26 protein-coding genes are annotated in these 24,578 nt (G+C 72.4%); 9 read left to right on the forward strand and 17 right to left on the reverse strand.

What is annotated here, in order from left to right; all coding sequences use genetic code 11:
• Positions 1–73: 73 nt before the first annotated feature.
• A complete protein-coding gene (locus SSQG_RS01860) occupies positions 74–1,177 on the forward strand; it encodes a substrate-binding domain-containing protein (protein WP_003987966.1) in 1,104 nt (367 codons plus the stop codon).
• Here the strand turns inward: SSQG_RS01860 and SSQG_RS01865 are convergent.
• A complete protein-coding gene (locus SSQG_RS01865) occupies positions 1,152–2,384 on the reverse strand; it encodes an RNA polymerase sigma factor (RefSeq protein WP_003987968.1) in 1,233 nt (410 codons plus the stop codon). The two genes, SSQG_RS01860 and SSQG_RS01865, sit on opposite strands and share 26 nt — an antisense overlap.
• Positions 2,384–2,734 carry a YciI family protein gene (locus SSQG_RS01870; protein WP_003987969.1) on the reverse strand — a complete coding sequence of 117 codons (351 nt, stop codon included), beginning with the start codon at positions 2,732–2,734 and terminating at the stop codon, positions 2,384–2,386. Before SSQG_RS01870 ends, SSQG_RS01865 begins: the two co-directional genes overlap by 1 nt.
• Positions 2,735–2,841: 107 nt before the next feature.
• Here SSQG_RS01870 and SSQG_RS01875 point away from each other — a divergent pair, with 107 nt between their 5' ends.
• Positions 2,842–3,891 carry an acyl-CoA dehydrogenase family protein gene (locus tag SSQG_RS01875; protein ID WP_003987970.1) on the forward strand — a complete coding sequence of 350 codons (1,050 nt, stop codon included), beginning with the start codon at positions 2,842–2,844 and terminating at the stop codon, positions 3,889–3,891.
• Here SSQG_RS01875 and SSQG_RS01880 read toward each other — a convergent pair.
• From SSQG_RS01880 to SSQG_RS41680, 4 genes are all read right to left on the reverse strand, one after another.
• The gene (locus SSQG_RS01880; protein WP_003987971.1) at positions 3,888–5,087 is read right to left on the reverse strand and encodes a serine hydrolase domain-containing protein; all 1,200 of its coding nucleotides are present in this window, start codon (positions 5,085–5,087) and stop codon (positions 3,888–3,890) included. The genes SSQG_RS01875 and SSQG_RS01880 overlap by 4 nt on opposite strands.
• Positions 5,088–5,187: 100 nt before the next feature.
• Entirely contained in the window at positions 5,188–5,742 is a 555-nt protein-coding gene (gene ssuE / locus SSQG_RS01885; protein ID WP_003987972.1) for an NADPH-dependent FMN reductase, read from the reverse strand.
• A 185-nt stretch (positions 5,743–5,927) separates the two neighbouring features.
• Positions 5,928–6,011, reverse strand: coding sequence for a putative leader peptide (locus SSQG_RS43845; RefSeq protein WP_423654966.1), 84 nt, complete (start codon positions 6,009–6,011; stop codon positions 5,928–5,930).
• A 121-nt stretch (positions 6,012–6,132) separates the two neighbouring features.
• Positions 6,133–6,309: a hypothetical protein gene (locus SSQG_RS41680; RefSeq protein WP_167545774.1), complete on the reverse strand. Its 177-nt coding sequence runs from the start codon at positions 6,307–6,309 to the stop codon at positions 6,133–6,135.
• Between the two features lie 229 nt (positions 6,310–6,538).
• On the opposite strand from SSQG_RS41680, the gene SSQG_RS01890 reads away from it, so the two are divergent.
• Both SSQG_RS01890 and SSQG_RS01895 read left to right on the forward strand, forming a co-directional pair.
• Complete coding sequence (locus tag SSQG_RS01890) at positions 6,539–6,979, forward strand: SPW repeat protein (RefSeq protein ID WP_003987976.1); 441 nt, start codon at positions 6,539–6,541, stop codon at positions 6,977–6,979.
• A gap of 174 nt (positions 6,980–7,153) precedes the next feature.
• A complete protein-coding gene (locus SSQG_RS01895; protein ID WP_003987977.1) occupies positions 7,154–7,417 on the forward strand; it encodes a GlsB/YeaQ/YmgE family stress response membrane protein in 264 nt (87 codons plus the stop codon).
• A 150-nt stretch (positions 7,418–7,567) separates the two neighbouring features.
• On the opposite strand, the gene SSQG_RS01900 is transcribed toward SSQG_RS01895, so the two are convergent.
• Together SSQG_RS01900 and SSQG_RS01905 are read right to left on the reverse strand one after the other, a co-directional pair.
• The gene (locus tag SSQG_RS01900) at positions 7,568–8,527 is read right to left on the reverse strand and encodes an NAD-dependent epimerase/dehydratase family protein (protein WP_003987978.1); all 960 of its coding nucleotides are present in this window, start codon (positions 8,525–8,527) and stop codon (positions 7,568–7,570) included.
• Positions 8,528–8,619: 92 nt separating this feature from the next.
• Positions 8,620–9,396 (reverse strand): GNAT family N-acetyltransferase, encoded by a 777-nt coding sequence (locus tag SSQG_RS01905; RefSeq protein ID WP_039931771.1) that lies wholly within the window; start codon positions 9,394–9,396, stop codon positions 8,620–8,622.
• A gap of 124 nt (positions 9,397–9,520) precedes the next feature.
• Here SSQG_RS01905 and SSQG_RS01910 point away from each other — a divergent pair, with 124 nt between their 5' ends.
• Entirely contained in the window at positions 9,521–10,006 is a 486-nt protein-coding gene (locus SSQG_RS01910) for a nucleoside deaminase (protein ID WP_003987980.1), read from the forward strand.
• 68 nt (positions 10,007–10,074) lie between these two features.
• Here the strand turns inward: SSQG_RS01910 and SSQG_RS01915 are convergent, their stop codons facing one another.
• Positions 10,075–10,743 carry a chaplin gene (locus SSQG_RS01915; protein ID WP_003987981.1) on the reverse strand — a complete coding sequence of 223 codons (669 nt, stop codon included), beginning with the start codon at positions 10,741–10,743 and terminating at the stop codon, positions 10,075–10,077.
• A 298-nt stretch (positions 10,744–11,041) separates the two neighbouring features.
• Here SSQG_RS01915 and SSQG_RS01920 point away from each other — a divergent pair, with 298 nt between their 5' ends.
• From SSQG_RS01920 to SSQG_RS01930, 3 genes are all read left to right on the forward strand, one after another.
• On the forward strand, positions 11,042–12,610 hold the full coding sequence (locus tag SSQG_RS01920; RefSeq protein ID WP_039931772.1) for an alpha/beta hydrolase: 1,569 nt from the start codon (positions 11,042–11,044) through the stop codon (positions 12,608–12,610).
• Positions 12,611–12,699: 89 nt separating this feature from the next.
• Positions 12,700–13,794 (forward strand): hypothetical protein, encoded by a 1,095-nt coding sequence (locus SSQG_RS01925; RefSeq protein ID WP_003987983.1) that lies wholly within the window; start codon positions 12,700–12,702, stop codon positions 13,792–13,794.
• A 272-nt stretch (positions 13,795–14,066) separates the two neighbouring features.
• On the forward strand, positions 14,067–15,473 hold the full coding sequence (locus SSQG_RS01930) for a PP2C family protein-serine/threonine phosphatase (RefSeq protein ID WP_003987984.1): 1,407 nt from the start codon (positions 14,067–14,069) through the stop codon (positions 15,471–15,473).
• Between the two features lie 5 nt (positions 15,474–15,478).
• Here the strand turns inward: SSQG_RS01930 and SSQG_RS01935 are convergent, their stop codons facing one another.
• Entirely contained in the window at positions 15,479–16,972 is a 1,494-nt protein-coding gene (locus SSQG_RS01935) for a hypothetical protein (protein ID WP_003987985.1), read from the reverse strand.
• A gap of 234 nt (positions 16,973–17,206) precedes the next feature.
• Between SSQG_RS01935 and SSQG_RS01940 the strand changes: the two genes are divergently transcribed.
• Entirely contained in the window at positions 17,207–18,346 is a 1,140-nt protein-coding gene (locus tag SSQG_RS01940) for an aminoglycoside phosphotransferase family protein (RefSeq protein WP_039931773.1), read from the forward strand.
• 74 nt (positions 18,347–18,420) lie between these two features.
• Here SSQG_RS01940 and SSQG_RS01945 read toward each other — a convergent pair whose 3' ends face one another.
• From SSQG_RS01945 to SSQG_RS01975, 7 genes are all read right to left on the reverse strand, one after another.
• Positions 18,421–18,918 carry a hypothetical protein gene (locus SSQG_RS01945; RefSeq protein WP_003987988.1) on the reverse strand — a complete coding sequence of 166 codons (498 nt, stop codon included), beginning with the start codon at positions 18,916–18,918 and terminating at the stop codon, positions 18,421–18,423.
• Between the two features lie 191 nt (positions 18,919–19,109).
• Entirely contained in the window at positions 19,110–20,012 is a 903-nt protein-coding gene (locus SSQG_RS01950) for a universal stress protein (protein ID WP_003987989.1), read from the reverse strand.
• A gap of 162 nt (positions 20,013–20,174) precedes the next feature.
• Complete coding sequence (locus SSQG_RS01955) at positions 20,175–20,417, reverse strand: DUF397 domain-containing protein (RefSeq protein WP_003987990.1); 243 nt, start codon at positions 20,415–20,417, stop codon at positions 20,175–20,177.
• Positions 20,418–20,499: 82 nt separating this feature from the next.
• Positions 20,500–21,666 (reverse strand): thiolase domain-containing protein, encoded by a 1,167-nt coding sequence (locus SSQG_RS01960; protein WP_003987991.1) that lies wholly within the window; start codon positions 21,664–21,666, stop codon positions 20,500–20,502.
• Positions 21,663–22,727 (reverse strand): thiolase domain-containing protein, encoded by a 1,065-nt coding sequence (locus tag SSQG_RS01965; RefSeq protein ID WP_003987992.1) that lies wholly within the window; start codon positions 22,725–22,727, stop codon positions 21,663–21,665. The genes SSQG_RS01960 and SSQG_RS01965 overlap by 4 nt, the downstream gene beginning before the upstream one ends.
• Positions 22,724–23,674 (reverse strand): Zn-ribbon domain-containing OB-fold protein, encoded by a 951-nt coding sequence (locus SSQG_RS01970; RefSeq protein WP_003987993.1) that lies wholly within the window; start codon positions 23,672–23,674, stop codon positions 22,724–22,726. Before SSQG_RS01970 ends, SSQG_RS01965 begins: the two co-directional genes overlap by 4 nt.
• Before the next feature lie 31 nt (positions 23,675–23,705).
• Positions 23,706–24,506, reverse strand: a complete 801-nt coding sequence (locus SSQG_RS01975; RefSeq protein WP_039931774.1) for a crotonase/enoyl-CoA hydratase family protein — start codon at positions 24,504–24,506, stop codon at positions 23,706–23,708.
• Positions 24,507–24,578 lie beyond the last annotated feature (72 nt).

Here is a 24,578-nt window from a genome sequence, read left to right on the forward strand (position 1 = left end):
TCCTAGCTCAAGAGGGATGTCCATCGTAGGAGACGCACTGGAGTTCGTACGGGCGAGCCGTAATCATGACGCCATGTTCCGGCACGACCTCACCGCGCCCGAGTGGTTCACGGCCGACGACTCCGTGCTCGGTGTGGCGCTCGTCTTTCCGCTGCAGGGGCCGGCCGGTATCTTCGGGCCCACCTGCGAGCTGTGCGCGCGGCTGGCCGCCGAGGAGGTCAACCGGGACGGCGGCGTGCTCGGCAGGGAGCTGCGGCTGGTGCCGGTCGACGGCTCGGGCCCGCCGGGCGAGGTCGCCGGGCACGTCGAGGCGCTGGTGGACCTGGGCGTCGTCCAGGGCGTCACGGGCTGGCACATCTCCTCGGTGCGCCGGGCGGTGGCACCGAGGGTCGCGCACCGCGTTCCGTACGTGTACACCGCGCTGTACGAGGGCGGTGAGCACACCGCGGGCGTGTTCCTGACCAGCGAGACCCCGCGCGACCAACTGCGGCCCGCGATGGACCTGCTGGCGCGCGAGCGCCGGGTGCGGCGGTGGTTCGTGGTGGGCAACGACTACGTGTGGCCGCGGCGTACGGCTCGGGCGGCCCGCGGGTATGCGCGGGCGTCCGGCGGATGCGTCGCCGACGAGGCGTATCTCCCGCTCGGCACCCATGACTTCGAGCCGGTGATGCGGCGCATCGAGCACGCGGAGGCCGACGGGGTCCTGATGCTGCTCGTCGGCAGCGACGCGGTGCGCTTCAACCGGGCCTTCGCGACGCACGGCCTGCACGCGCGCTGTCTGCGGCTGAGCACGCTCATGGACGAGAACATGCTGATGGCGAGCGGCCCGGCGGCCACCGAGGACCTGTACAGCACGGCCGGTTTCTTCGCCTCGCTGGCCAACCGGGACACCCTCGACTTCCACGGCCGGTACGCGGCCCGCTTCGGCGTCGAGGCGCCCGCCGTCGGCAGCCTCGGTGAGTCCTGCTACGAGGGCGTGCTGCTGCTGGCCGCACTGTTGAGGAGGGCCGGGACACTGGACGTGGCGGCCATCGGGGCGGCGGCGGGCGCGGTGTCGTACGAGGGCCCGCGCGGGCTGCTGCACCTGCGGGACGCGCATGTGCGCCAGCGGATCTACCTGGCTCGGGCCGGCGGGCTCGACTTCGACGTGCTCACGGAGCTGGATCCGCGTCGGTGACCGGACCGTCCGGTCCGCGTCGCCGGGCGAGCGCCCTCCCGCGGCCGGCGAGGAACGCGCGTTCCGCGGGGTTCCCGGCGAGCGTGGCGGCCTCCTCGTAGGCCTGGACGGCGTCGCTGACACGGCCCAGGCGGCGCAGCAGGTCGGCGCGGACGGCGTGGAAGACGTGGTAGCCGTCGAGGTCGAGGGCGTCCACGAGGGCGAGGGCGGGCCCCGGACCGTCGGTCTCGGCCACGGCGACGGCCCGGTTCAGCGCCACGACCGGGCTGGGCGCGATCGCCATGAGCTGGTCGTACAGCTGCCGGATCTGGGCCCAGTCGGTGGCTTCCGCGCGGGGCGCGTCACTGTGGACGGCCTGGATGGCGGCCTGGACCTGGTAGGGCCCGGGCCGGTTCTGGCGCAGGCAGCGGCGGACGAGTGCCTGCCCCTCGGTGATCAGGTCGCGGTCCCAGCGGGCCCGGTCCTGTTCGGGCAGCGGCACCAGGTCGCCCCGGTCGCTCTCGCGGGCGTCGCGACGTGACTCGACGAGGAGCATCAGCGCGAGCAGGCCGGTCGCCTCGGGTTCGTCCGGCATGAGTGCGGCCAGCAGCCGTCCCAGCCGCAGCGCCTCCGCGCACAACTCGGGCGAGCCCTCGTACCCCTGGTTGAAGATCAGGTAGACGACGGCCAGGACGCCGCCGAGCCGGTCGGGCAGGTCGGCGTCGCGGGGCACCCGGTACGGGATGCCGGCGTCGCGGATCTTCGCCTTCGCGCGGACCAGCCGCTGCGCCATGGTCGGCTCCGGCACCAGGAAGGCACGGGCGATCTGCGCCGTGGTGAGGCCGCCGAGGAGCCGGAGGGTCAGGGCGACCCGGGTCCGGAGGGCGAGCGCGGGGTGGCAGCAGGTGAAGATCAGGCGGAGCCGGTCGTCGCGCACGGGGCCCTCCTCGGGCGGTGCGTCGGGGGCGTGCAGCAGGGCCGCCTCGGCGTGCCGGGCGGGCCGGGACGACTCGCGGCGCAGACGGTCGACGGCCCGGTTGCGGGCGGTGGTGATGATCCACCCGGCCGGGCTCGGCGGGACGCCGGTCTCCGGCCAGCGCCGGACCGCCGTGGTGAAGGCGTCCTGGACCGCTTCCTCGGCGAGGTCGATGTCACCGAGGAAGCGGACGAGGACGGCGACCGCGCGGCCGTACTCCGCGCGGAAGACCGCCTCGACATCCACATCCATCAGTCGGCGTCTCCCATGAAGGGGCGCACCTCGATCGGCAGGGTGGTGGCCAGGGCCGCCTTGCGTCCCCACTCCAGAGCGGCGTCCAGGTCGGGTGCCTTGAGCAGGCAGATACCGCCGAGCATCTCCTTGCCCTCGGCGTAGGGGCCGTCGGTGATCAGGACGTCGCCGTCGCCGGGCCGCAGCACGGTGGAGGACTCCGGACCGTGCAGCCCTCCGGCGAAGACCCACGCGCCCGCCTCGCGCAGTTCCCGGTGGAAGGCGCCGAGATTCTCGCCGATCTCCTCGAGGACCTCGGGGGCGGGCGGGTCGCCGACCGGCTGCATCACGCTGAGCAGGTAGTACTTCATGACGGGCCTCCTCGGCCTCTGGTCGTCCGGGTGTCCTTGCACCTCCTACACGAACGACACACCCCCGGATCGACAACCCGCGCAGCGCGAGCGCGAGAATTCCCCTCATGACCACCGCACCCCATCCCCTCGTCGCCGCCGCGCGGCGGCTGGCGCACGAACTCCTCGTCCCGCACGCCGAGCGCGTCGACCAGGAAGGTGTGCCGGCGAGTCATATCGAGGCGGTGAAGCGGTCGGGGCTGCTCGGGATGGGCGCGCCCCGGGAGTACGGCGGGGCGGACGCGCCCGTCGGCGTGGCGCGGGAGACCGCGGAGATCCTGGCGGGGGCGTGCTGCTCCACATGGTTCGTGCAGACACAGCACCACACACCGGTGAAGCTGCTCGCCACATACGACTCGCCGGTCCGGGAGAAGCTGTTGCGCCCGCTGGCGACCGGCGAGGTGCTGGCCGGCATCGCGTACGCGCATGTCCGTGCCTTCCCCCGCGTTCCCGTGCGGGCCGTGCCGGAGCGGGGCGGCTGGCGCTTCGAGGGCACGGTGCCCTGGTACACGGGCTGGGGTCTCAACGACGTGCTGCTGCTGGCGGGGGTGACGGACACGGCCGAGGTGGTGTTCGTCATCACCGAGGCCCGCGAGCAGCGGGGGATGCGCCCGTCGGCGCCGCTGCGGCTCGCGGCCCTCGGCGCCGCCCGTACGGTCTCCCTGGAGCTGGACGGCCTGTGGGTGCCGGAGGGGGACGTGGTGCTGCGCACCCCGCGGGAGGAGTTCGCCCTGGTCGACCTGCCCAGGGCCGCCAACGCCAGTCCGGCCGTGTTCGGAGTGGCCGAGGCGGCGCTGGACCTGCTGGCACGCAGCCCCGACGGCGAGGGGCCGGCACAGTCGCTGCGGGCCCGGCTCGACGAGGTCCGGCGTGAGGCCTACGCCCTGGCCGACCACCCCGCCCCGCACGAGTCCGTCCCGGAACGTCTGGCGGTGCGGACGAGGGCGTACGACGTGCTGCGCGCGGCCACGACCGCGGCGATCGTGTCCGGGGGCGGCCGGTCCATGACCCTGGACAGCCGGGCCCAGCGGCTGGCACGCGAGGGGATGTTCCTGCTGGTGCAGGGGCAGACGGCCGAGGCACGCCGGGCGCACCTCGGCGCGCTGGCGTCCGGCTAGCCGAGCTGGGGCGGCGCCGGCCGGCCGGCGCGGGCCGGTACCTTGCCGCAGAACTCCGCTTCGATCACGTCGGTGTAGAGCGTGGAGTCCTGGAGCCAGTCGCCGTTGATGTTGAACGTCAGCTGGTGCTCCCCGTCCGGGGTGCCGACCATCGCGGACAGGGAGCCGTTCGTACGGCCGCTCTTGCCCACCACCCGCACACCGCAGGACAGCTCGGCGAACTCGACGCCGAGTCCGTACCCGAACCCGCCCCCGGCCGGGACCTCTTCGAGCATCTCCCTCATCTGCGCCCGGGGCAGCAACTCGCCCTTGATCAGGGCCCGCTGGAAGCGGTTGAGGTCGCCGCTGGTGGAGATGGCGTCACCTGCCGCGCCCAGCCAGGTCATGTTCTGTTCGGTGGCGTCGTGGATCTCGGCGTCGGGCGTCTCCTGGTGGAGCCGGGAGTAGCCGACGGGGTGCGGCTTCGGCATCTGCGGCGCCGTACCGGGGAAGGACGTGCCCCTCAGCTTCAGCGGCCGGATGATGCGGTGGGTGATCTCGTGCGCGTACGAGTGCCCCGACGCCTTCTCGATGACCATGCCTGCGATGACGAAGTTGGTGTTCGAGTACGAGGGTGCCGCCCGCTGGTCGGGCCGGGGCGGGTATTTCAGGGCGATCGCCACGAGTTCTTCGGGCGTGTGCGTGTCGTACCGGTGTTCCGGGAAGCCGGGGCCGGCGGCGCCGTGGATGAACGCGGGGTCGTCGGTGTAGTCGGCTATGCCGCTGGTGTGGTTGAGGAGCTGACGCAGGGTGATCTCGCCGCCGTCGTAGCCGTTGCCGCGCAGCAGCCCCGGCAGCCACTTCTCGACGGTGTCGTCCAGGCTCAGTCCGCCTTCCGCCTCCAGTTGGAGCAGGACGGTCGCGACGAACGTCTTGGTGATGCTGGCGCCGCGGAAGTGGTCGGCGGCCGAACGCTCCCGTCCTGTGGCGGTGTCCGCGTGGCCGTAGGCCGCGAACCAACTGCCTCTGCTGTCGCGGACCTTCGCGGCCACTCCGGGGAGTCCGCCCTGGTCGACGATGTCGCGCAGTGCGGCTCTGGTCGCCTCATGTCGATGCCCCTGCTCTGCCGCCTGCGCCGCCGGGGCGAGTGCCGCTCCGGCGGCGGACAACGCCACGGCAAGGGCTGACGAGACAGTGCGCGCGGCCCGCTGCTTCATGGATGTGTGCCTCCCGGTCACCGAGGGGCAACGCCTGCCCCTGATGCCGAGGACGCCGAACGCGGGCCACGGGGTTGATCGTTGGGTGCGGCGATGGCCGTCACCCTGCCACGGCCAGCAGCGGGGTGCGGCCGAGTGCCGTGGAGAACTGGTCGACGACCTGGACGAGCGCCTCGGCGGCGGACGGCGCGATGGTCAGGGAGCCGTCGTCGTGCACGGTGAGGTCCGTGTCGAGGGTGAACCAGCCCTGCACCGTGTGGGCCGCGCCCATGGAGGTGAGCACGGGCCGTAGGGCGTAGTCGATGGCCAGCACATGGGCGATGCTGCCGCCGGTGGCGAGGGGCAGCACGGTCTTGCCGGTGAGCGCGTACTGCGGGAGCAGATCCAGCAGGGCCTTGAGGACACCGGAGTAGGACGCCTTGTAGACGGGGGTACCGATGACGACGCCGTCGGCCCGCGCGAACAACTCGGTGGCCTCGACGATGGCGGGGTGCCTGAAGTCCGCGCCGAGCAGGGCGTCGGCCGGGATGGTGCGGACGTCGAGCGGGATCACGTCATGCCCCTGGGCGACGAGCCGTTCGTCCAGGTGGCGCAGCAGCCGGCCGGTGCGGGAGGAGGCGGAGGGGCTTCCGGAGACGGACAGGACGGTGGCCATGGGTTCTCTTTTCCGGGAGAGGCGCGACTGCACGTGGCAGCGCCGAATCCGGGGGCGCGCGGGGAAAAGGCGTGATGGACACCGGATTCAGGCGGGAGGGGAAGCACCGCCCATGACGGCCCGGGCGAAGCGGAGTTCGGCCGGCCGCGGATACGGCGGTGTGGAGAAGCGGCGAGCCGGGAGACTCAGGCTGCGGCGCGACAGAAGGCGCTGGATACGCGTGCGAGGTCGACGTGGCGTCGCCGCGTGAGGTCCAGTCGCATGGTCATGCCATCGATCGTCGCAGTGGCGAGCGAGGCCCGTCAAGGAATCCGCGGCTCATCTCGTATCCCGGACCAGGCGTTTCGGCGATGGGCTCCCGGAATCGCCTGGTCGCCCCGGCAGTTGCGTTCAGTCGTCGTCCGACGGGACCACCACGAGGAAGGCGTCCGACTCCAGGTCCATCACGACGGTGGCGGGCTCGCCCTCCGCGCGGCGGCGTGCCGCGTACTCCTCCGCCGGCCACGATCCGCGCGGTGCTCCCGCCGGAAACCGCTCCAACACCTTCGCGCTCGTGGCCGCTGACACGTCCGCTGCCCTCCCTGTCCCGGGCCGCCCGCCGGGGCGGCGCCGATCGGTCGCTGTCGTACACATCCGGCTGCCCCCGATCCGCCCGGACATGTACCGCCCGGTAAGACACCACAGCCCCCACGGACCTCTACACATAAAGGAAAAATAAGAGCAGAATGAGCTTTACGCGGCGTTTACCGCATACCCCACCAGACGCGGTCGCCCTGTAAGACGAAGGAGACGAGTCATGGCCAACGTCTCGCCCAGCAGAGGTGACATAACCAGCCACCCTGATGCCTCCGAAATGCGGGCCCGGTACGCCCGCATGCTCGGTGGTCGTGATGTGGCGCTCGTGGACGGACCGGTGTTCCTGCTCGGTCTGTACTGCGCCACCTCCCCGTGGATACTCCACTACACGACCAGCCAGCCGCCGCTCGTCACCCACAACCTGATCATGGGGATCGCGATCGGCCTGCTGGCGCTCGGGTTCACGCGCGCTCCCGAGCGTATGTACGGCCTGAGCTGGGCCATGTGCGCCCTCGGGGTGTGGATGATCATCGCGCCGTGGATCGTCGGCGACAGCCCGGACGCCGGTGTCGTGTGGAACAACATCGTCATCGGCGCACTGGCCGTGATCCTGGGGCTGGTGTGCGCCGGCACGGCGGCGAAAGCGGCCCCGAGTCCCTAGACCCCGCTGACATGACTCTGCCGGAAGGGAGCAGAGGGCCGGTCCGCGCTCCGGACCGGCCCCTTCCGTGTGCGCACCAGGCCGCGAGCCCACGAGAGGGCCCCGGGCCCGGAGTGTCCCGGCCGCCAGGGGGCACACGCACTACTGCGGGGGTTCTGAGGAGAAGGGGCGGAGATGGAGATCGGCGGGATCATCAGTGCCATCGTGATCGGCATCGTCATCGGCGTCCTGGGCCGCCTCGTGGTCCCGGGCCGTCAGCGGATCGGCATTCTGTGGACGATCCTCGTCGGCATCCTTGCCGCGCTGGTCGGCTCCGCGCTCGCCGCCGCGCTCGGCGTGGCGGACACCGACGGAGTCGACTGGGTCGAGTGGCTCATCCAGATCGCTCTGGCCGCGCTCGGCGTGGCCGCTCTGGACCGCGCGAAGGCACGTCGCTGACAGCGTAGGACAGCGGCGGCGCACCCGCGGCGCACCATGCGTGCGCGACAGGAGAACCCGGCATCCGGTGTGCCGTGGCCCGGCGGCCCGGCACACCTGGCCCATACCGTCGGCCGTGGTGGCGGCCATGGCGGCGGCCGGGTCCGGGTGTCAGCGGTCGGCCGGCACCATCGCGTCGAGCCCCTCACGGGTGGACGGGTAGCGCGGCGTCCAGCCCAGTTCGTGATCCGCCCTGGCGCTGGAGACCCGGAGCCGTGACGCCATCACGGTGTGCGCGTACGACATCGGTCTCATCAGCCACAGCGGTACGGTCATCGGCTTCGGCAGCCCGAAGGCCATGGCCACGGTCTCGACGTGGGCGCGGAAGCCGAGCGGTGTGCCGTCCGCGATGTTGTACGCCCGGCCCGGCCGCCCGCGTTCCACGGCGGCGGCCACCGCGCGGGCTGCGTCGGTGAGCTCCACCCACGGCAGCACCCGTCCGTGGTCGGCGGGCATGGGCAGTTGCCGCTTCCGCAGCAGAGGCAGCAGGGCTTCGGTGCCGCCGGGGCCGTAGAACAGGCCGAAGCGGAGCGCGACGCCCTCCAGCCCCTCCGAGTCGAAGGCGAGCCGCTCCTTGGTCCGCATGGCCGCGATGTGCCGCTCCAGCCTCGCTGTCCGGCCGCGCGGGCCGAACGGGGTGTCCTCGGTGAGCGGGCGGTCCCCGTGGTCCCCGAAGCCGTAGCCGAAGACCATCGACTCCACGACGAAGCGCCGGGCACCGGTGAGCCGGGCGGCTTCGACGAGGTGGGCCGTGCCCTCGGTGCGCAGCGCGTCGGTGGCATACATGTCGCGGTCGCGCACGGGGGGCTTGCGCAGGGCCGTCGCGGCGTGGATCACGGTGTCGAAATGCCGGCCGTCGATGGCGCGCAGCAGCGCGTCGCGGTCCCCCAGGTCGGCGCGGACGCCGTTGTCCGGGCCCCGGCCGAGTCCGGTGACCTTGTGGCCCGCCCCGGTCAGGGCGTGGGCGACGTGCCGTCCGAGGACTCCGCTCGCACCGGCGAGGAGGATGCTCTGTTTCTTCTGGTCCCTGTGGTCCTTCTGGTCCTTCTGGTCCTTCTGGATCGTCGTCATGACGATGCGACGGATCGGGCGGGCGCGGATGTGACATCCGGGCCGCGGCGAGTCGGCCAGGGCTTGCGTCGGCTCCCGGTTCCGGCTCGCGGCTACGGCCTGTACACGTACGGCGTCGTCGTGGTCAGCGGTACGAAGCCGATGCGTTCCAGGATGGGGCGGCTCTGGCTGGTGGCGTCGACCTGGAGACAGCGGTAGCCGCGTGCCGCGGCGACGTGGGCGCGATGGGCCACCAGGGAGCGGTAGATCCCGCGTCCGCGCCAGCCCTCGACGGTACCGCCGCCCCACAGGCCGGCGAACCGCGTGCCCGGTACGAGTTCCATACGGGCCGCGCTCACCGGCTCGTCCCCGGCCATCGCCACCACGGCGACGACGGTGTCCGGATCGGCCGCGAGCCGGGCGAGAAGCTGGTGGCGCAGCCAGGAGCTGTCCTCGCCGAACGCCTTCTCGTGGACGTCGGCGACGAGATCGACTCCGGCCCGGTCGGTGACCGGCACGACGCGGACGCCCTGCGGCGGTGTGGCGCCGAGGTCCAGGTCCGCGATCTCGCCGACCATCACGGTCTCCTCGGGATCGGGTGTGAACCCGGCGGCGCGCAGGCGGGGCCCGAGGTCGGCGGGGCGGTCGTGTCCGTAGAGCTTCCACTCGAAGTCCAGGCCGAGCGCGGTGTAGTCCTTTATCTGCCCGGCGATCGCCGCGTCCGCCGTGGCCTCGTCGAGGGCGGACCACACCACGCCGTTCCAGCCCTGCGCGGTGCTGACGCAGCGCACCACGTCACCGGTCCGCTCGACCCGCGCGCCGGGGCCGTCCGGCCGCGCTCCCTCCCGCAGCTCGCGATCGAACAGGGCGAGCAGCGCGGCGTGATCCACAGATGGCATGGGCACACCCCACCATCGGCCGGGCGGCCCGGCAACGGGTTTTCCCGTACGTCCGCGGGCCCCGCCCGCCGTAGAGTCCTGTTGATCACGTCGTCACGAGGAAGGGCCCGGCACCATGGTCGTCAAGGACACGGAACTGCCGTACCTGCGCCGCTGCGTGGAGCTCGCGGCCGAGGCGCTGGACGCCGGGGACGAGCCGTTCGGTTCGGTTCTGGTGGGCGGAGACGGCACGGTCCTCGGTGAGGACCACAACCGGGTGGCCTCGGGCGATCACACCCGGCACCCCGAGTTCGAACTGGCCCGCTGGTCGGCCTCTCATCTCACGCCCGAGGAGCGAGCGGCGGCCACGGTCTACACCTCCGGCGAGCACTGCCCGATGTGCGCGGCCGCGCACGCCTGGGTCGGCCTGGGACGCATCGTCTACGTCGCCTCGTCGGAACAACTCGCGTCCTGGCTGGACGAGTTGGGAGTCCCCGCCCCGCCCGTGCGGACACTCCCCGTCCACGACGTCGCGCCCGGCGTGGTCGTGGACGGCCCGGTGCCCGAACTGGCGGAGCGGATCCGGGAGTTGCACGCGCGCTTCCACAGCGGACGCGTCTGAGCCGCCGACCGGGACGGCCGGGGCGGTGTGAGGGGTGCTGTTCCCCCCTCACCGCCCCGGCCGTGCGATCAGTCGTCCGCCCCGGAGCGGAAGCGGCGGCGGAGGGCCACTCCGCCGAGCACGAGCGCCGCGCTCGCCGCCACGGCCGGGAGGGTGTGGTCCGCACCCGTGTGGGCCAGGGCCTGTGTGTGCCGCGGGGTGTGCGGGGCCGGTTCGGGGGCCGTCCGCGCCGGGGGCGGCGTCGACGGTTCGGGCGTCGGCTTCTGGTGCCGGGGCCGGTCCGGGCGCACGGGGCGGTCGCCCGGGGTGTTCGAGGACTCGTTGCCCACCGACGCGTTGCCGACGCCGACCACGTTCACGGTGTTGCCGGTGACGTTGACCGGCAGGTCGACGGGCAGTTGCACGCTGTTGCCGGAGGCCACGCCCGGTGAATGCTTTCCGCTGCCCTCGGCGACCGCACCGCCGCCGGGCCCGCCGCCCGGCCGGTCGCCCGGCCGGTCTTTGTTCGCGCACGTGTTTCCCGCGGCCGGATTGAGCAGTCCCACCACGTTCACGGTGTTTCCGCACACGTTCACCGGGACGTGCACCGGCAGCTGAACCGTGTTGCCGGAGACCACCCCGGGCGAACCGGCCGCCGAGCCGTCCGCCCCGGAACCGGCGTACGCGGGTACGGTCACGGCCATCGCGCCCGAGGCGGCGGCGACAGCGATCACACCCTTTCGGGTAACCCGTCTCATAGGGTCCCTGCCTTCCAGACATCGTCGCGGGCACTCACCCGCACGGGGTAGAACGCGGACGCCCGATCCTGGTTAGTGGCTAATCGGCCTTTCACTCCATCGAGCGGCCCGGTTGTCGAACTAGCGGTAAAGCCCTTCGTATGTGCGACGCCCTCACGCGGCGCAGGCCTCCGCCCCGCCCGGTTCACCGCCCCGACCGGCTCCCCGGCTCGCCCGGAGGCGGGGCTTCCGGTGCCCGCATATGGTGAGCGAGGGCGCCGGTACCCGGTCCGCTGTGGGGCGCCCCCTGGAGGCATTGATGCTGGCCAAGCTGTCCGTGCGCCCCTCGGTCCGGCGCTGCGCCGTCGCCGGCGCGGCCGGGCTCGCACTGCTGGGTGCGGGGCTGCCGGCCGCGGACGACCCCCCGCCCGGCCTGTCGCGCTTCTACGACCAGAAGGTCACCTGGTCGGCCTGCGAGGGCACGGACATGCCGAAGGACCTCCGGTGCGGGAAGGTCACCGTCCCGCTCGACTACGCCGCACCCGGGAAGGGGACGCTCGATCTCGCCGTGGCCCGCTTCCGGGCCACAGGGAAGTCCCGGGGCTCGGTGCTGCTGAACTTCGGCGGCCCCGGCGGTCAGGGCGTGGGACAACTCGCCATCGCGGGCAAGGAGTTCATGGGCCTGACGAACGGGTACGACGTGGTCGGTTTTGATCCCCGCGGCGTCGGTCGCTCCTCGCCGGTCAGCTGCGGGAACGCCCCCGACGACGCGCTGGGCGAGACGGACGCCGCCGTGGCCGATCCGCAGGCCGTACTGGAGAGGCTGCGCGACGCCGCGGCCGAGTGCACCGAGCACTCGGGCCCCGTCCTGCCCCACATCGGCACGGTGAACGCGGCACGCGACCTGGACGTCATACGCGACGCGCTCGGCGACTCCAAGCTGAACTACCTGGGCTTCTCCTACGGAAGCCGGCTGGGCGCGGTGTACGCGGCCCAGTTCCCCGGCAAGGTCGGCAGGATGGTGCTGGACGGCGTCGACACACTGACCGAGCCGCTGTCCGAGCAGGGTGTGGTGAGCGCGCAGAGTCAGCAGACCGCTCTGGAGAACTTCCTCACCTGGTGCACCGAGGACATCGCCTGTCCGTTCGGGCAGAACCCGCGGGAGGCCAGGGAGGACATCGTCCAGGTGGTCGAGTCGCTCGACGAGGACCCGGTGCCGACGGACTTCGGCGAGGCGTTCTCCGGCCAGGACTTCGTGGGGGCCCTCGCTCAGGGGCTCTACAGCAGAGAGCTGTGGCCTTCACTCCAGCGGGCCATCGCGCAGCTGCTGGAGGACGGCGACACACGCGCTCTGGAAGTCTTCGCCTCCGGGGGCGTCACGCTGCCGCCGCTGCGCCCCCACCGCGGGCTGGTCGACCCGGAGGACGTGCCGCTGGACAACCTGCCGGCGGCGCTGATGGCGGTCAACTGCGCGGACGATCCCGACCGCCCCGCCGCCGCGCAGGTCGCCAGGGACCTCGGCCGGCTGCGCACCCGGTACGAGCAGGCGTCCCCGGTCTTCGGCCGGTACCGGCTCACCCAGGTGCTGATGTGCTACGGCCGCCCCAAGGGCACCGACTTCATCCGGGACGAGGTCAAGGACCTCGACACTCCGAGGATGCTGCTCGTGGGCACCCGGGGCGATCCGGCCACCCCGTACCGATGGACGGTGGAGACGGCCGAGCGGCTCGGATCGTCGGCCGTGGTGCTCGACAACCGGGGCGAGGGTCACACCGGCTACGGCTCCTCCAAGTGCGTGCACCGCAAGGTCGACGCGTTCCTGCTGTACGGCACTCTCCCGCCGAACGGCAGTTCCTGCGGTCCCGACCGTGACACCGAGCCTTCCTGATCAGGGCGTACACGCCCCTGACACCCGGTGCCGCATTCAGATCGATTACCCCAAATGCCCTAACGGTGAATTGGCTCTATCGTGCTGTCATGGAGCACGTTCTGAGTCCAGCGACCCTCACCGAGCTGCGGCGCCCGCGCCCCTACCCGGCGGTCTCCGTACTGACGCCGACGCACCGGCGCGAGCCCTACAACGCCCAGGACCAGGTCCGGCTGCGCAATGTCGTGGCCGAGGCCAAACGGCAGCTGGAGGCCGATCCGGCGGTCAGCCGGGAACGACGGGCCGAGGTCGCGCGGCGCCTCGACCGGGCCCTGTCCGAGGTCGACCTGACGCACGCCGAGGACGGCCTGGTGATCTTCGCGGCTTCCGGCGAGCACCAGGTGTGGTCGCTCGCCCGGAGCGTGCCCGAACGCGTCGTACTCTCGGACACGTTCCTCACCCGCAACCTCGTCTCCGCCCAGACGGCCGACCGGCCGTACTGGGTGCTGTCGCTCGCCGCCGACCGCGTCACGCTGTGGAACGGCGGCGCGGACCGCGTCACCGAGGCGCGCGTCGGCGGCTTCCCGCTGACCCGGCGGGTGGAGAACTTCGACCCGGAACGGCAGCAGCGGGTCGGTGACCTGCCGAGCGCCTTCCGGGAGGAGCGCACCCGCCAGTTCCTGCGCGAGACCGATGCCGCGATGAGCGCCGTCCTGCGCGACCACCCGCGACGGCTGTACGTGACCGGCGAGCCGGCCGCGCTGACGCTGCTGGACGAGGTCGGCGGCACCGCCGGGGGCGCGGTGCACGTCCCGCGCGGCGGACTCGCGCACGGTACGCCCGAGGCGGTGTGGCAGGCCATGCGGCCGGTTCTCGAGGCGGAGGCCCGCAGGAGCACGGACGCCGTGGCGCGGGCCCTCGAAACCGCCCGCGGGCGACGGGAGTTCGCCGCCGGCGTCGACGAGCTGTGGCAGAGCGCCCGGGACGGCCGCGTCCGGCTGCTGGCCGTCGAGGAGAACTACCGCGTGTCGGCCCACGACGCCGGGGACCACCTGATCCTCACCGAGAGCGGCGATCTCGGCTCCCGCGAGGACGTCGTGGACGAGATCGTCGAGCAGTGTCTGGAGACCGGAGCAGACGTGCGCTTCGTACCGGACGGCATGCTCGGAGAGGCGGACGGCATCGCCGGAGTACTGCGGTACTGAAAGCGTCGAACACAGGGCCGTCGAACACCCGGGGCAGTCGCGTCCCAGGTTACCGACGGGTCGTCAATTCGCCTGTGTAACCTACGACTTGGACCTTCCGGTAGGGCGCCCCGCACCTACCTCGGAGTAACTCCGCGAGACTGTGGCATATGCCAGAAGCACCACCGTATCGTGTGTTGCCAAATCCCTTACAGGCCGTGGCGGCCTGTGCAACAGTCGTAACGGTCCCTCCGTCCGCCTTTGGCCGTACCGTCCCCGCATCGGAGTGCGTCATGCCGTCCCACCTCTCCGCGGACCGCCCCGCCGCCCAGCCGCCCGGACGCGGCTCGGTCGACGCGCTCATCTCGCAGACGCGGCGGCTCAAAGGCGATGTGGACGCGGTGCGGCGCGACGCCGAGGGGGAAGAGTCGGACCACCCGCGGGGACGCTGGCAGCGCGCCCTGTACGACCTGGCCCTGCACCAGCTCAACGATCTCGACGAGCACCTGGCCCAGCTGCGGGACGGGCCGTTGCCCACGGCGTCCGCAAAACCCCCCGCACCCGCACCCGGCTCGCTGCTCAGCAGGGTGGGCAGCGCCGAGTGGAACCTGCTGACGGACGAGGCCAGTTGGTCGGGGGAGCTGTACCACATCCTCGGCCGTGACCCCGACGCTCCCCCACTCACCCTCGACGAGCTGCCGTCGGTGGTCCTCGACGAGGACCGGCCGAAGCTGACGGCGATGGTCACCGACTGCCTCGTCGACGCCCGGCCCATCGACGGCGAGTTCCGCATCGCACGCCGGGACGGTGACGTACGGACCGTGCACATGATGGGCGAACCGGTACTCGACGCCGACGGCAGCACCGCCTCGATGTGGGCCGTGCTGCGCGACGTCAGCGAACTGCGCCGCAGCCAGCGGGTGGTGAGCGAGACCCGTGACTCGCTCCACGACCAGCGGCAGGCCGCGCGGACCGAGCACCGGCTCGCGGTCGAGCTGCAGGAGGCCGTGCTGCCGCCGTGGCGCGGCTCCCTGCGGCTCCCGCAACGCGGCCCCGGGGCCCTGGACGTCGCGACCCACCAGTTGCCGGCGTCCACCGCCACCCTGATCGGCGGTGACTGGTACGACGCGCTCGAACTGACCGACGGCGAGACCCTCCTCGGCGTCGGCGACCTCACCGGGCACGGCGTCGGAGTCACCTCGAACATGACCATGCTGCTCGGTGCCGTGCGCGGAATGGCGATGGCGGGTGCACGGCCGGGAGAACTGATGGCCCTGCTGAACCAGTTACTCGACGCCACCGTGCAACCCGCCCTCGGCAGCGCCGTCTGCTGCCGCTACCGGCCCGCCACGCGCACCCTGGTGTGGGCACAGGCCGGACACCCCGCCCCGCTGCTGTTCCGCGACGGGACGGGGCGCGCCCTGAGCGCACCGGACGGTGTCCTGCTCGGCGCCACCTCGAGCGCCTCCTACGGGCAGGCCGAGGAGACCCTCGAGGTGGGCGACCTGCTGCTCCTGCACACCGACGGCCTGGTACCCGGGCACACCGGCACGGCGGCCGCGGCCCTCCTGCTCGACCTGGCCCCGCGTCTGGCCGGGAACCGCACGGCGGAGGACTGCGTGCGCACGGTCGTCCAGGAGTTCGGCGAGAGCGCGCGCGAGGACAATGCCTGCGTGCTCGTCGCCAAGGTCATGTCATAGGAAACTCAGGCCGATGTGCTGTTCCCGCCCCTCCCTTTCGTCTTCGGCAGAGCGAGCTTGATCTCCTCCCGCAGCTCCTGGATCCTCGGGTAACCGGAGTACTCGGCCGTGAGCCGGTACATCTGGCGCAGCCGGTCCCAGGTGCGGTGGGAGGAGTTGGATCCCATCGACACCAGGGCCAGCCGCGCGTACCGGTCCGCCTGTTCGGGGTCGTCGGCGATGAAGCAGGCCGAGGCCATCGACAGGTAGTCGAAGATCTTCGACCGCTGCCGGCCGTCGACCCGCAGGGCCAGCGCCTTCTCCGCGTAGTGCCGGGCATGCGCGGCGGCGCCCGGCTCGAACTCGGCGAGCGTGCGGTAGGCCAGCGCCTGCATGCCGTACAGGTCCTCCTCCTTGAAGGTCTGCATCCAGTCCGGCGGGGGTACGTCGGCCTTGTCGGAGACGAACAGGTCCTCCGCCTGCCCGAGGGTGCGGCGCATCGCCTGGCCCTTGCCCATGGCGGCCTGTGCCCAGGCCTCGATGGTGTAGAGCATCGCCCGGGTACGGGGCAGCACCTCGTCGCCCGAACCGGACGTGGCGAGCTTCATCAGGTCCAGGGCGTCGTCGGGCCGGCCCAGGTGCACCATCTGGCGGGCCGCGCGGGAGAGGGCCTCGCCCGCGCGGGGCCGGTCCCCGCCCTCTCTGGCCGCGTGCGCGGCGATGACGAAGTACTTCTGGGCCGTGGGCTCCAGGCCGACGTCGTGCGACATCCAGCCCGCGAGGACGGCGAGGTTGGCGGCGACGCCCCACAGGCGCCGCTGGAGGTGGGGTGGGTGACGGTAGGCGAGCATGCCGCCCACCTCGTTGAGCTGGCCCACCACGGCCTTGCGCTGGAGCCCGCCGCCGCGGGCCGCGTCCCAGGCGCGGAACACCTCGACCGAGCGCTCCAGTTCCTCGATCTCCTGCGACCCGATGGGGGCGGCCTCGTAACGGTCGAACCCAGCGGGGTCGGCGTGCAGGAAACGGTCCGGGTCGGGGGCGTCGGCCGCCAGGGCAGGGTCGGTGTGCAGCCAGTCGTACATGGCGTTGCTGAGTGCGGATCCCGCGGCGAGCGCGGCGCCCGCGCCCACCAAGCCGCGTCGGTTGAGCATGAGGTCCATTCCCGTGAATTCGGTGAGGACCGCGGCGGTCCGCTCGGGCGCCCACGGCACTCCGTCGGGAGGCTCCGCGCTCCCGCCGCCCTGCCGTTTCCCCGCACGCCCGTGCCGGACCAGACCGAGGTCCTCGATGGTCACGACACGGCCGAGACGCTCGGTGAACAGAGCCGCCAGCACCCGCGGCACCGGATCGCGCGGGATCTCTCCCGTGTCGATCCACCGCCGCACCCGGGAGGTGTCGGTCGACAGCTGGGGATGGCCCATGGCCGCCGCCTGCCGGTTGACCAGCCTCGCGAGTTCGCCCTTGGACCAGCCGGCCAGACCGAACAGATCCGCGAGCCGGGTGTTGGGTTGTCCGCTCACATCAAGCCCCCAGGTTCTCGGCTGAGTTGACAGTAGCCCGGCCAGACTTGCCGGGCGACTATTCGCCAGGGTTCGCCAGGGTGCGCCAGATGGTGTGCCACGTGCCATCCGGTGTCAGGTAGGAACGCGCCACCCCGACCCGGTCGCCGCAGGGACATTCCCCAGGGTGCTCCCGGGCGTCCGGGCCGGGTGGTGCGCTGTCGTCGCAGGCACACGAAGGGATCTGTCTCGCCCATGTACGCAGCATCGTCCTCCGTGTCCGCACCGCCCCGGTCGCTCCACCCCCGTCCCACGGACAGCGGCCCCTACCTCGCCCCCGCGCGGCCGGTGGCCCCCGTGCTCGGTGCGGGCAGGGCACGGCGCGGCGCGGTCCTCGGCTCCCAACCGCTCAGCGGGAGACTCGACTTGTCCGGCGCCCAGGGCGCGCAGCTGCGCACGGCGATCGCGTCGGTGCACCGCATCTGCCCGGAGTTCGCCCCGGTGCAGGTCCTGCGCCGCAGCGGACGGGCCGTGCTCCTGGTCGGTACGACCGGTCGCAGCTCGGCCGTCGCCAAGTGTTTACTGGACCACTCCCCCGCATGGTCCGAGCGGATCCGCCACGAAATAGTGGCGTACCGCTCGTTCGTCCGGCACCGCCCTCCGGTGCGTGTGCCGAGGCTGATCGCGGCGGACCCGGACAACTGCACACTGGTCATCGAACGGATGCCCGGGCGGGTGGCGGCGCTCCAGCGGCACCCGGCCGAGGCGCCGCCCCGGGCGGACATCAGAGCGGCACTCGGCGCGATCTGCCGGCTGAACGCCTGGCGGCCGCCGGCGGGCACGTTCGACGCCCCGCTGGACTACGCGACCCGGATCTCCCGGTACCACGAACTGGGCCTGCTCACCGACCGGGACCTGGGCGACCTGCAGAAGCTGCTGCACGGCATCGCGCAGGCGTCCGGGCGGCAGGGCATGGGCCAGTTCTGCCACGGCGACGCGCTGCTGTCGAACATCCTCCTCTCACCGGCCGGTCCAGTGCTGGTGGACTGGGAGCACGCGGGCTGGTACCTGCCGGGGTACGACCTGGCGACGCTGTGGTCGGTGCTCGGGGACGCACCGGTGGCCCGTCGCCAGATCAGCCAGATCGCGCAGTCGGCGGGCCCGGCGTCCAGGGATGCCTTCCTGGTGAACCTGATGCTGGTGCTGACCCGTGAGATCCGCACCTACGAGACGGCCGTGCAGCGTTCGATGAACGACGCGACCCCGGCGGCACCGGGGGCGGCCCAGCCCGGTGCCGTGCCGTCCGGCGAGGAGCAGCGGCTGCTGCTGCGGCGGCTGCACGACGACTGTCAGCTGGCCCGGCGGGCGGTGCGCGCGGCGGTCGGTACTCGCTGACGCATCCGAAGGGGCCGCTGCGTGCCTGGTCAGGCGCACAGCGGCCCCTTCGTGTATGCGTCTTTCGCGGGGGCTCAGCCCTGCTGGAACAGCTCCGCGGGCAGTGGTTTGAGGAGGGCGTACAGGTCGTCCGTGATGGGGCGGTCCCAGGCGGCGATGGTCACCAGGACGTTGTCGCTGCGGTCGAACTGCACGCAGGAGATCCGGCCCTCGGAGAGCTTCACGCGGCGCACGATCAGCAGGTTGTCGCCCTGCATCACCGGCACGTCCTCGGTGCTGACGACGGTGACCTCCTCGTCGTTCTCCAGCGCGAGCAGCAGCTGGGCCACCTCGAAGGGGACCTGTCCCTCGGGGACCTCGCGGGCCGGGGAGCCCTCCGGCAGGTTGCCGATGATCATCGCGGGACCGCGGCCGCCGAAGAGGTCGTAGCGCAGGAAGACGCCCTGGCAGGTGCCGTCGGGCGCGGGCAGCAGTCCCGCACCGAGGTTGCCGGGCCAGTCGCCCGGGTCCATGGCCAGTACGTCGAAGTCGGGCCCGGCGGGGGTGGCGCTGCGGCGGCGGAGGAACGACATGTCGCCATGGTACGTGCCCCGGCCTGCGAAGTGCCGGGCGGGCGCCGACCCGATCCGCTGTGCCGTCGCCCTGTGCCGTTCGAGGTTGGGGGCCACCTTGGCCCGGCTGCCGCAGGACGGCTTGGCGTCCCCGCTGATCTGTTCGCGCACGGTGCTGATGGCAGGCCTGCCGGTGTTGATCGCCCCCGGGGTCAGCTCTCGGGCGGCGCCGGCGGGACCACGGCCACGGGGCTCGCCGCATGCAGCAGGACGGCCTGGGTGACCGAGCCCATCATGCGGGCGGGTGCGAGCAGGTGACGTCGGTGGCGGCCCACGACGACCAGATCGGCGTCCCGGGAGGCCGCCACGAGCCGGCCGGCCGCGTCGCCGGCCACCGCGACCGTCTCGGTGGGGACCTCGGGGTGCCGCTCGCGGTACGGGGCGAGGAAGCCCTCGGCGAGGACCCGGGCCTCGTCCTCGATCACGTCCTGGTCGACGGTCGGCGGCGGCAGTTCGCCGGGCATCATCCAGGGCTGCGCCGGCCACGGGTAGGCGGCGACCGCCTGGAGCCGGGCTCCGCGACGGGCGGCCTCGGCGAAGGCGAAGGCAAGTGTGGCCTCGTCGGGGCCGTCCACCTTCAGGCCGACGACCACGCGCGCCCCGGGGCCGGCCGGGGTCTCGTCCCGCACCTCGCCTGCCGATCGCGGCACCACCACGACGGGGCACTCGGCGTCGCGGGCGGCGGCCATGCCGGTGGACCCGAGCAGCAGACTGGCGAAACCACCGCGGCCCCGCGAGCCCAGCACCAGCAGTCGGCCGGAGGCGCCCAGTTCGGGCAGGACGGCGCCGGGCGCGCCCTCCAGTCCCAGATACTCCGTGTCGGGCGGGTCGGCGCGGCCCTCCAGACGGGTGCGGACCTGTGCGAGGACCGGGTCGTCCTGCGGGTCCGGGGGTCCGGCGGTGAGCACCTCGGGCTGTGCCCAGTGGGCGTACTGGCGTACGTGCACCACGCGCAGCGGCGCCGAGCACCTGCGGGCGGCGTCGAGGGCCCACTCCAGGGCGCGCAGGCTGTCGTCCGAACCGTCGACCGCCGCGATGACCGGCAGGGTGCTCATGTGTTCCTCACCTCCGGGATACGGACCGTCCCTCCTGGGGCCGACGTGGCTCAGGGGCCGGCCCCGGGAGGATGTCTCCGGTCTCGTGTCCGGAAAAGCGGGCGGAACACCCCCGGATCGGCCGTCGGATCACGGCCGCCGGGCTGACTCGCCGCCCCGTCTTCAGGTGAGGTCGAACTCCCCTTCCCGCGCCCCCGACACGAACGCGCCCCACTCGGCGGGCGTGAAGATCAGGGAAGGGCTCTGCGGGCGGGCACTGTTCCGCATGGCGATGAAGCCCTCCACGAAGGCGATCTGGACATCCCCCAAGCCTCGGCTGCTGGACTGCCACGCCGCGTTGCTGAGGTCCAGCTCCGGCTTGTCCCAGCCCGTGAGCGGGCGCTGCTGGATGGTGGTCTCGGCCACGTCCGTGCTCCTCCCGATTCGTCGAACGCGGCCAGCCTAGCGATCGTGCCCCATGGCCAACAGGGCACGTGAAGGGGACCTTTCAGGAGTCGGGTGGCTGTGCTCCCACGAGCCACATCGAGAAGAACTGCGATCCACCGCCGTAGGCGTGGCCGAGTACCCTGCGGGCGCCCTCCACCTGGTGTTCTCCGGCCTGTCCCCGCACCTGGAGGGCCGCCTCCGCGAAGCGGATCATGCCGGAGGCGCCGATGGGGTTGGTGGACAGCACGCCGCCCGACATGTTGACGGGCAGGTCCCCGTCCAGTTCGGTCACGCCCGCCTCGGTGAGTTTCCACCCCTCGCCCTCGGCGGCGAAGCCGAGGTTCTCCAGCCACATCGGCTCGTACCAGGAGAACGGCACGTAGATCTCGGCGCCGTCGATCTCGCGGCGGGGGTCGGTGATCCCGGCCTGCCGGTAGACGTCGGCCGCGCAGTCCCGGCCGGCCCGCGGGGAGACGAAGTCCTTGCCGGCGAAGAGGGTCGGCTCGCTGCGCATCGCGCCGCCGAGCATCCAGGCGGGCGGCCGGGGGGCCCGGGCTGCTCCGGCGCGGTCGGTGAGGATCATGGCGCAGGCGCCGTCGGAGGAGGGGCAGGTCTCCGAGTAGCGGATCGGGTCCCACAGCATGGGCGAGGACGTCACCCGCTCCAGGGTGATGTCGTGCTCGTGCAGGTGGGCATAGGGGTTCTTGAGCGCGTTGCGCCGGTCCTTGTAGGCGACCAGGGCTCCGACCGTCTCCGGGGCGCCGCTGCGCCGCATGTACGCGCGCACGTGCGGGGCGAAGAATCCGCCGGCCCCGGCCAGCAGGGGCTGCTGGAACGGGATGGGCAGGGACAGCCCCCACATGGCGTTCGACTCGGACTGTTTTTCGAAGGCGAGGGTGAGGACGGTGCCGTGGACTCGGGCAGCGACGAGGCCCGCCGCGACGAGCGCGGTGGAGCCTCCGACCGAGCCGGCGGTGTGCACTCGGAGCATGGGTTTGCCGACGGCGCCGAGCGCGTCGGCGAGGTAGAGCTCCGGCATCATGACGCCCTCGAAGAAGTCGGGCGCCTTGCCGATCACGACGGCGTCGATGTCGGCCCAGGTCAGCTCGGCGTCGTCCAGGGCCCGGCGGGCCGCCTCCCGGACGAGCCCGGCGATCGACACGTCCCGGCGGGCGGCGACGTGCTTGGTCTGGCCGATACCGACGACGGCCACGGGCTCCTTGCTCATCGGGGCTCCCCTTCGAGTACGGCGACCAGGTTCTGCTGGAGGCAGGGGCCGGACGTGGCGTGGGCGAGGGCGCGGTCGGACTCCCCCCGGTGGATGCGGGCGGCGGCCTCGCCGACGCGGATCAGGCCGGCCGCCATGATCGGGTTGGCGGCGAGGACTCCGCCGGACGGGTTGACGTGCACGTCGTCGCCGAGGCGGAGCGCCGTGCGCAGGACGATCTCCTGCGCGGTGAAGGGCGCGTGCAGCTCGGCGGTGTCGACGGGTCGCTCGAAGGCTCCGGCCCGTTCGGCGGCGAGGCGGGTGGAGGGTGAGTCGGTCAGGTCGCGCACGCCGAGGCCGTGGGCCTCGATGCGGTGGTCGATGCCCCGGATCCAGGCGGGACGTGCGCACAGGTCACGGGCCCGGTCCCCGGCCGCAAGGATCACGGCTGCGGCGCCGTCGCCGATGGGCGGACAGTCGCCGGTGCGCAGCGGCCGCACCAGGTATTCGCCGTGCGGCACGGTGCCCTTGAGTTGCGCGTGGGGGTTGGCGGACGCCGCCTCCCGATTGCGTGCGGCGACGGCCGCGAGGGCGGGCTCGTCGGTGTCGCCGGTGTCGATGAGGGCCTGCGTCTGGAGGGCGGCGAGCGCCACGGAGTCGGGCCACAGGGGTGCCACGTAGTACGGGTCGAGCTGGCGGGTCAGGACGTCGCGGACCGAGCCGGGGGAGGACTTGCCGTACGCGTAGACGAGGGCGGTGTCGGCGTCGCCGGTGAGGAGTTTGGTCCAGGCCTCGTAGAGGGCCCAGGCGCCGTCCATCTCGACGTGCGACTCGGAGATCGGCGGCCAGGCGCCGACACCGTCGAGGGCGAGGGTGAAGGAGAAGGCGCGTCCGGCGAGGTAGTCGCTGGAGCCGGAGCAGGTGAAGTCGATGTCGGCGGTCTTCAGTCCGGTCCGGTCGAGGACTTCGTGCAGCACCGGCATGAGCATCTCCACCTCGGAGAGCTCCTCGCTGGTGCGACGGTGCGCGGTCTGGGCGAAGGCGACGACGGCGATCTCGCGGTCCCGCGGTGCGCTCGTCACAGCAGCTCCTTGTAGGTGTCGTAGTCCGCGTCGGGCTCGCCCGTGGGCCGGTAGTGGTCGGGATAGCGGGCGCCCTCCGTCCACACCGGTTCGACGCGCAGCCCCATGCGGACCTCGTCGTACGGGATGCCGCCGATACGGCCGTGCAGCGCGAGACCGGCGCCGTCGAGGGCGATGTGGGCGTATACGTAGGGCACTTCGATGTCGAGATTCGCCGTATGCGCAGCCTTGATGTTGACGATGCAGAAGGTGGTGACGGTGCCGCGCGGCCCCACCTCGACCTGTTCGGATGTGGCCACCCCACATGTGGGGCACGCACCCCTCGGGGGGACGTACACCTTCCGGCAGGACGGGCAGCGCTCGCCGACGGTCCGCCGGCCGGCGAGGGCGTTGATGTAGGCGGTCTGGGCGCGGCCGGGTGAGTAGGTGTAGTCGAGGCGGGCGGCGGCCACGATGCCGGTGACGGGATCTTCGAACTCGCCGGTGTGCCCGCTGGGTTGTGGTGGGTCTCCGTCGTACGGCTCGAAGCAGGCGATGTCCGTGATGGCTCCGGTGCGGTCCGTCGCCCAGCGGACGCGGACGCGCATGCCGGTGTGCACGGCGTCGGGGCCCGGGGCGTCGAGGGCGTGCAGCAGGGCCGTGTCGGCGCCGTCGAGGCGGACCAGGACCCAGGCGAAGGGGGTGGTGAGGGGCTGGCCGCGGCGGGGGGCGTGGTTCCAGGCCCAGGTGGTGACCGTGCCGGTGGGGGCGACCTCGACGAGGTCGCGTATCTCCTCGGCGGTGACGGGGTCGTACTCGACGGGCGGGACGAGGGTGCGGCCGTCGCCGGTGCGCACGCCGAGGACGACGCCTTCGCGCAGGCCGGTCAGGAAGGCACTCTGGACGGGGCCGAGGGAGCGGGTGAAGGGGAACTCGACGACGAGGGGGGCTTTGAGGACTTCGGGCATGCCGGAGGGCTCCTTCGGTCGGCGCACCCGGTCAGGCGCGCTTGTAGACGGGGGGTCGTTTCTCCGCGAAGGCGCGGGCGCCCTCCTTGGCGTCGGCGGTGTCGAACACCGGCCAGCCCCTGGTGAGTTCGGCCGCGAGGCCGTCGGACTCCGTCATCTCGGCGGTCGCGTAGACGGAGGCCTTGACGGCTTCGACGGCCAGCGGGCCGCAGGAGTTGATCCGTTCGGCGATCTCCAGTGCCTTGCCGAGCGCCGTGCCGTCGGGGACGACGTGTCCGACCAGGCCGACGGCGGCGGCCTCGCGGGCGCTGTAGGGGCGGCCGGTGAGGAGCATCTCCAGGGCGTGGGTGCGCGGGATCTGGCGTTGCAGCCGGACCGTGGAGCCGCCGATGGGGAACAGGCCGCGCTTCACCTCGAACAGGCCGAAGGTGGCGGACTCGCCCGCCACCCGGATGTCGGTGCCCTGGAGCATCTCGGTGCCGCCCGCGACGCAGTACCCCTCGACGGCGGCGATCACCGGCTTGCGCGGCCGGTGGTGACGCAGCATCGCCTTCCAGTGCAGGTCGGGATCGGCCTTGAGCCGGTCCCGGTACTCCTCGCCCGCCATGCCGTTCCCGGCGAGGGCCTTGAGGTCCATGCCCGAGCAGAACGAGCCGCCCGCGCCGGTGAAGACGATCGAGCGGACCGAGTCGTCCGCGTCGGCCTCGAGCCAGCCGTCGTAGAGGCCGACGAGCATCGGCAGCGAGAGCGCGTTCCTGGCTTCGGGCCTGTTGAGCGTGAGCACCAGTGTGGCGCCTTCGCGCTGCACGGTGAGGTGTTCCGTCCCACCCATGGCCAACTCCCCTCTGGAAGAACGAGAACAGGTTGCAGTAGGGCGGGAGGCACTTCAAGGGTTTTCTGACAG

The sequence above is a fragment of the Streptomyces viridochromogenes DSM 40736 genome (assembly GCF_000158955.1).
GTDB lineage: Bacteria > Actinomycetota > Actinomycetes > Streptomycetales > Streptomycetaceae > Streptomyces > Streptomyces venetus.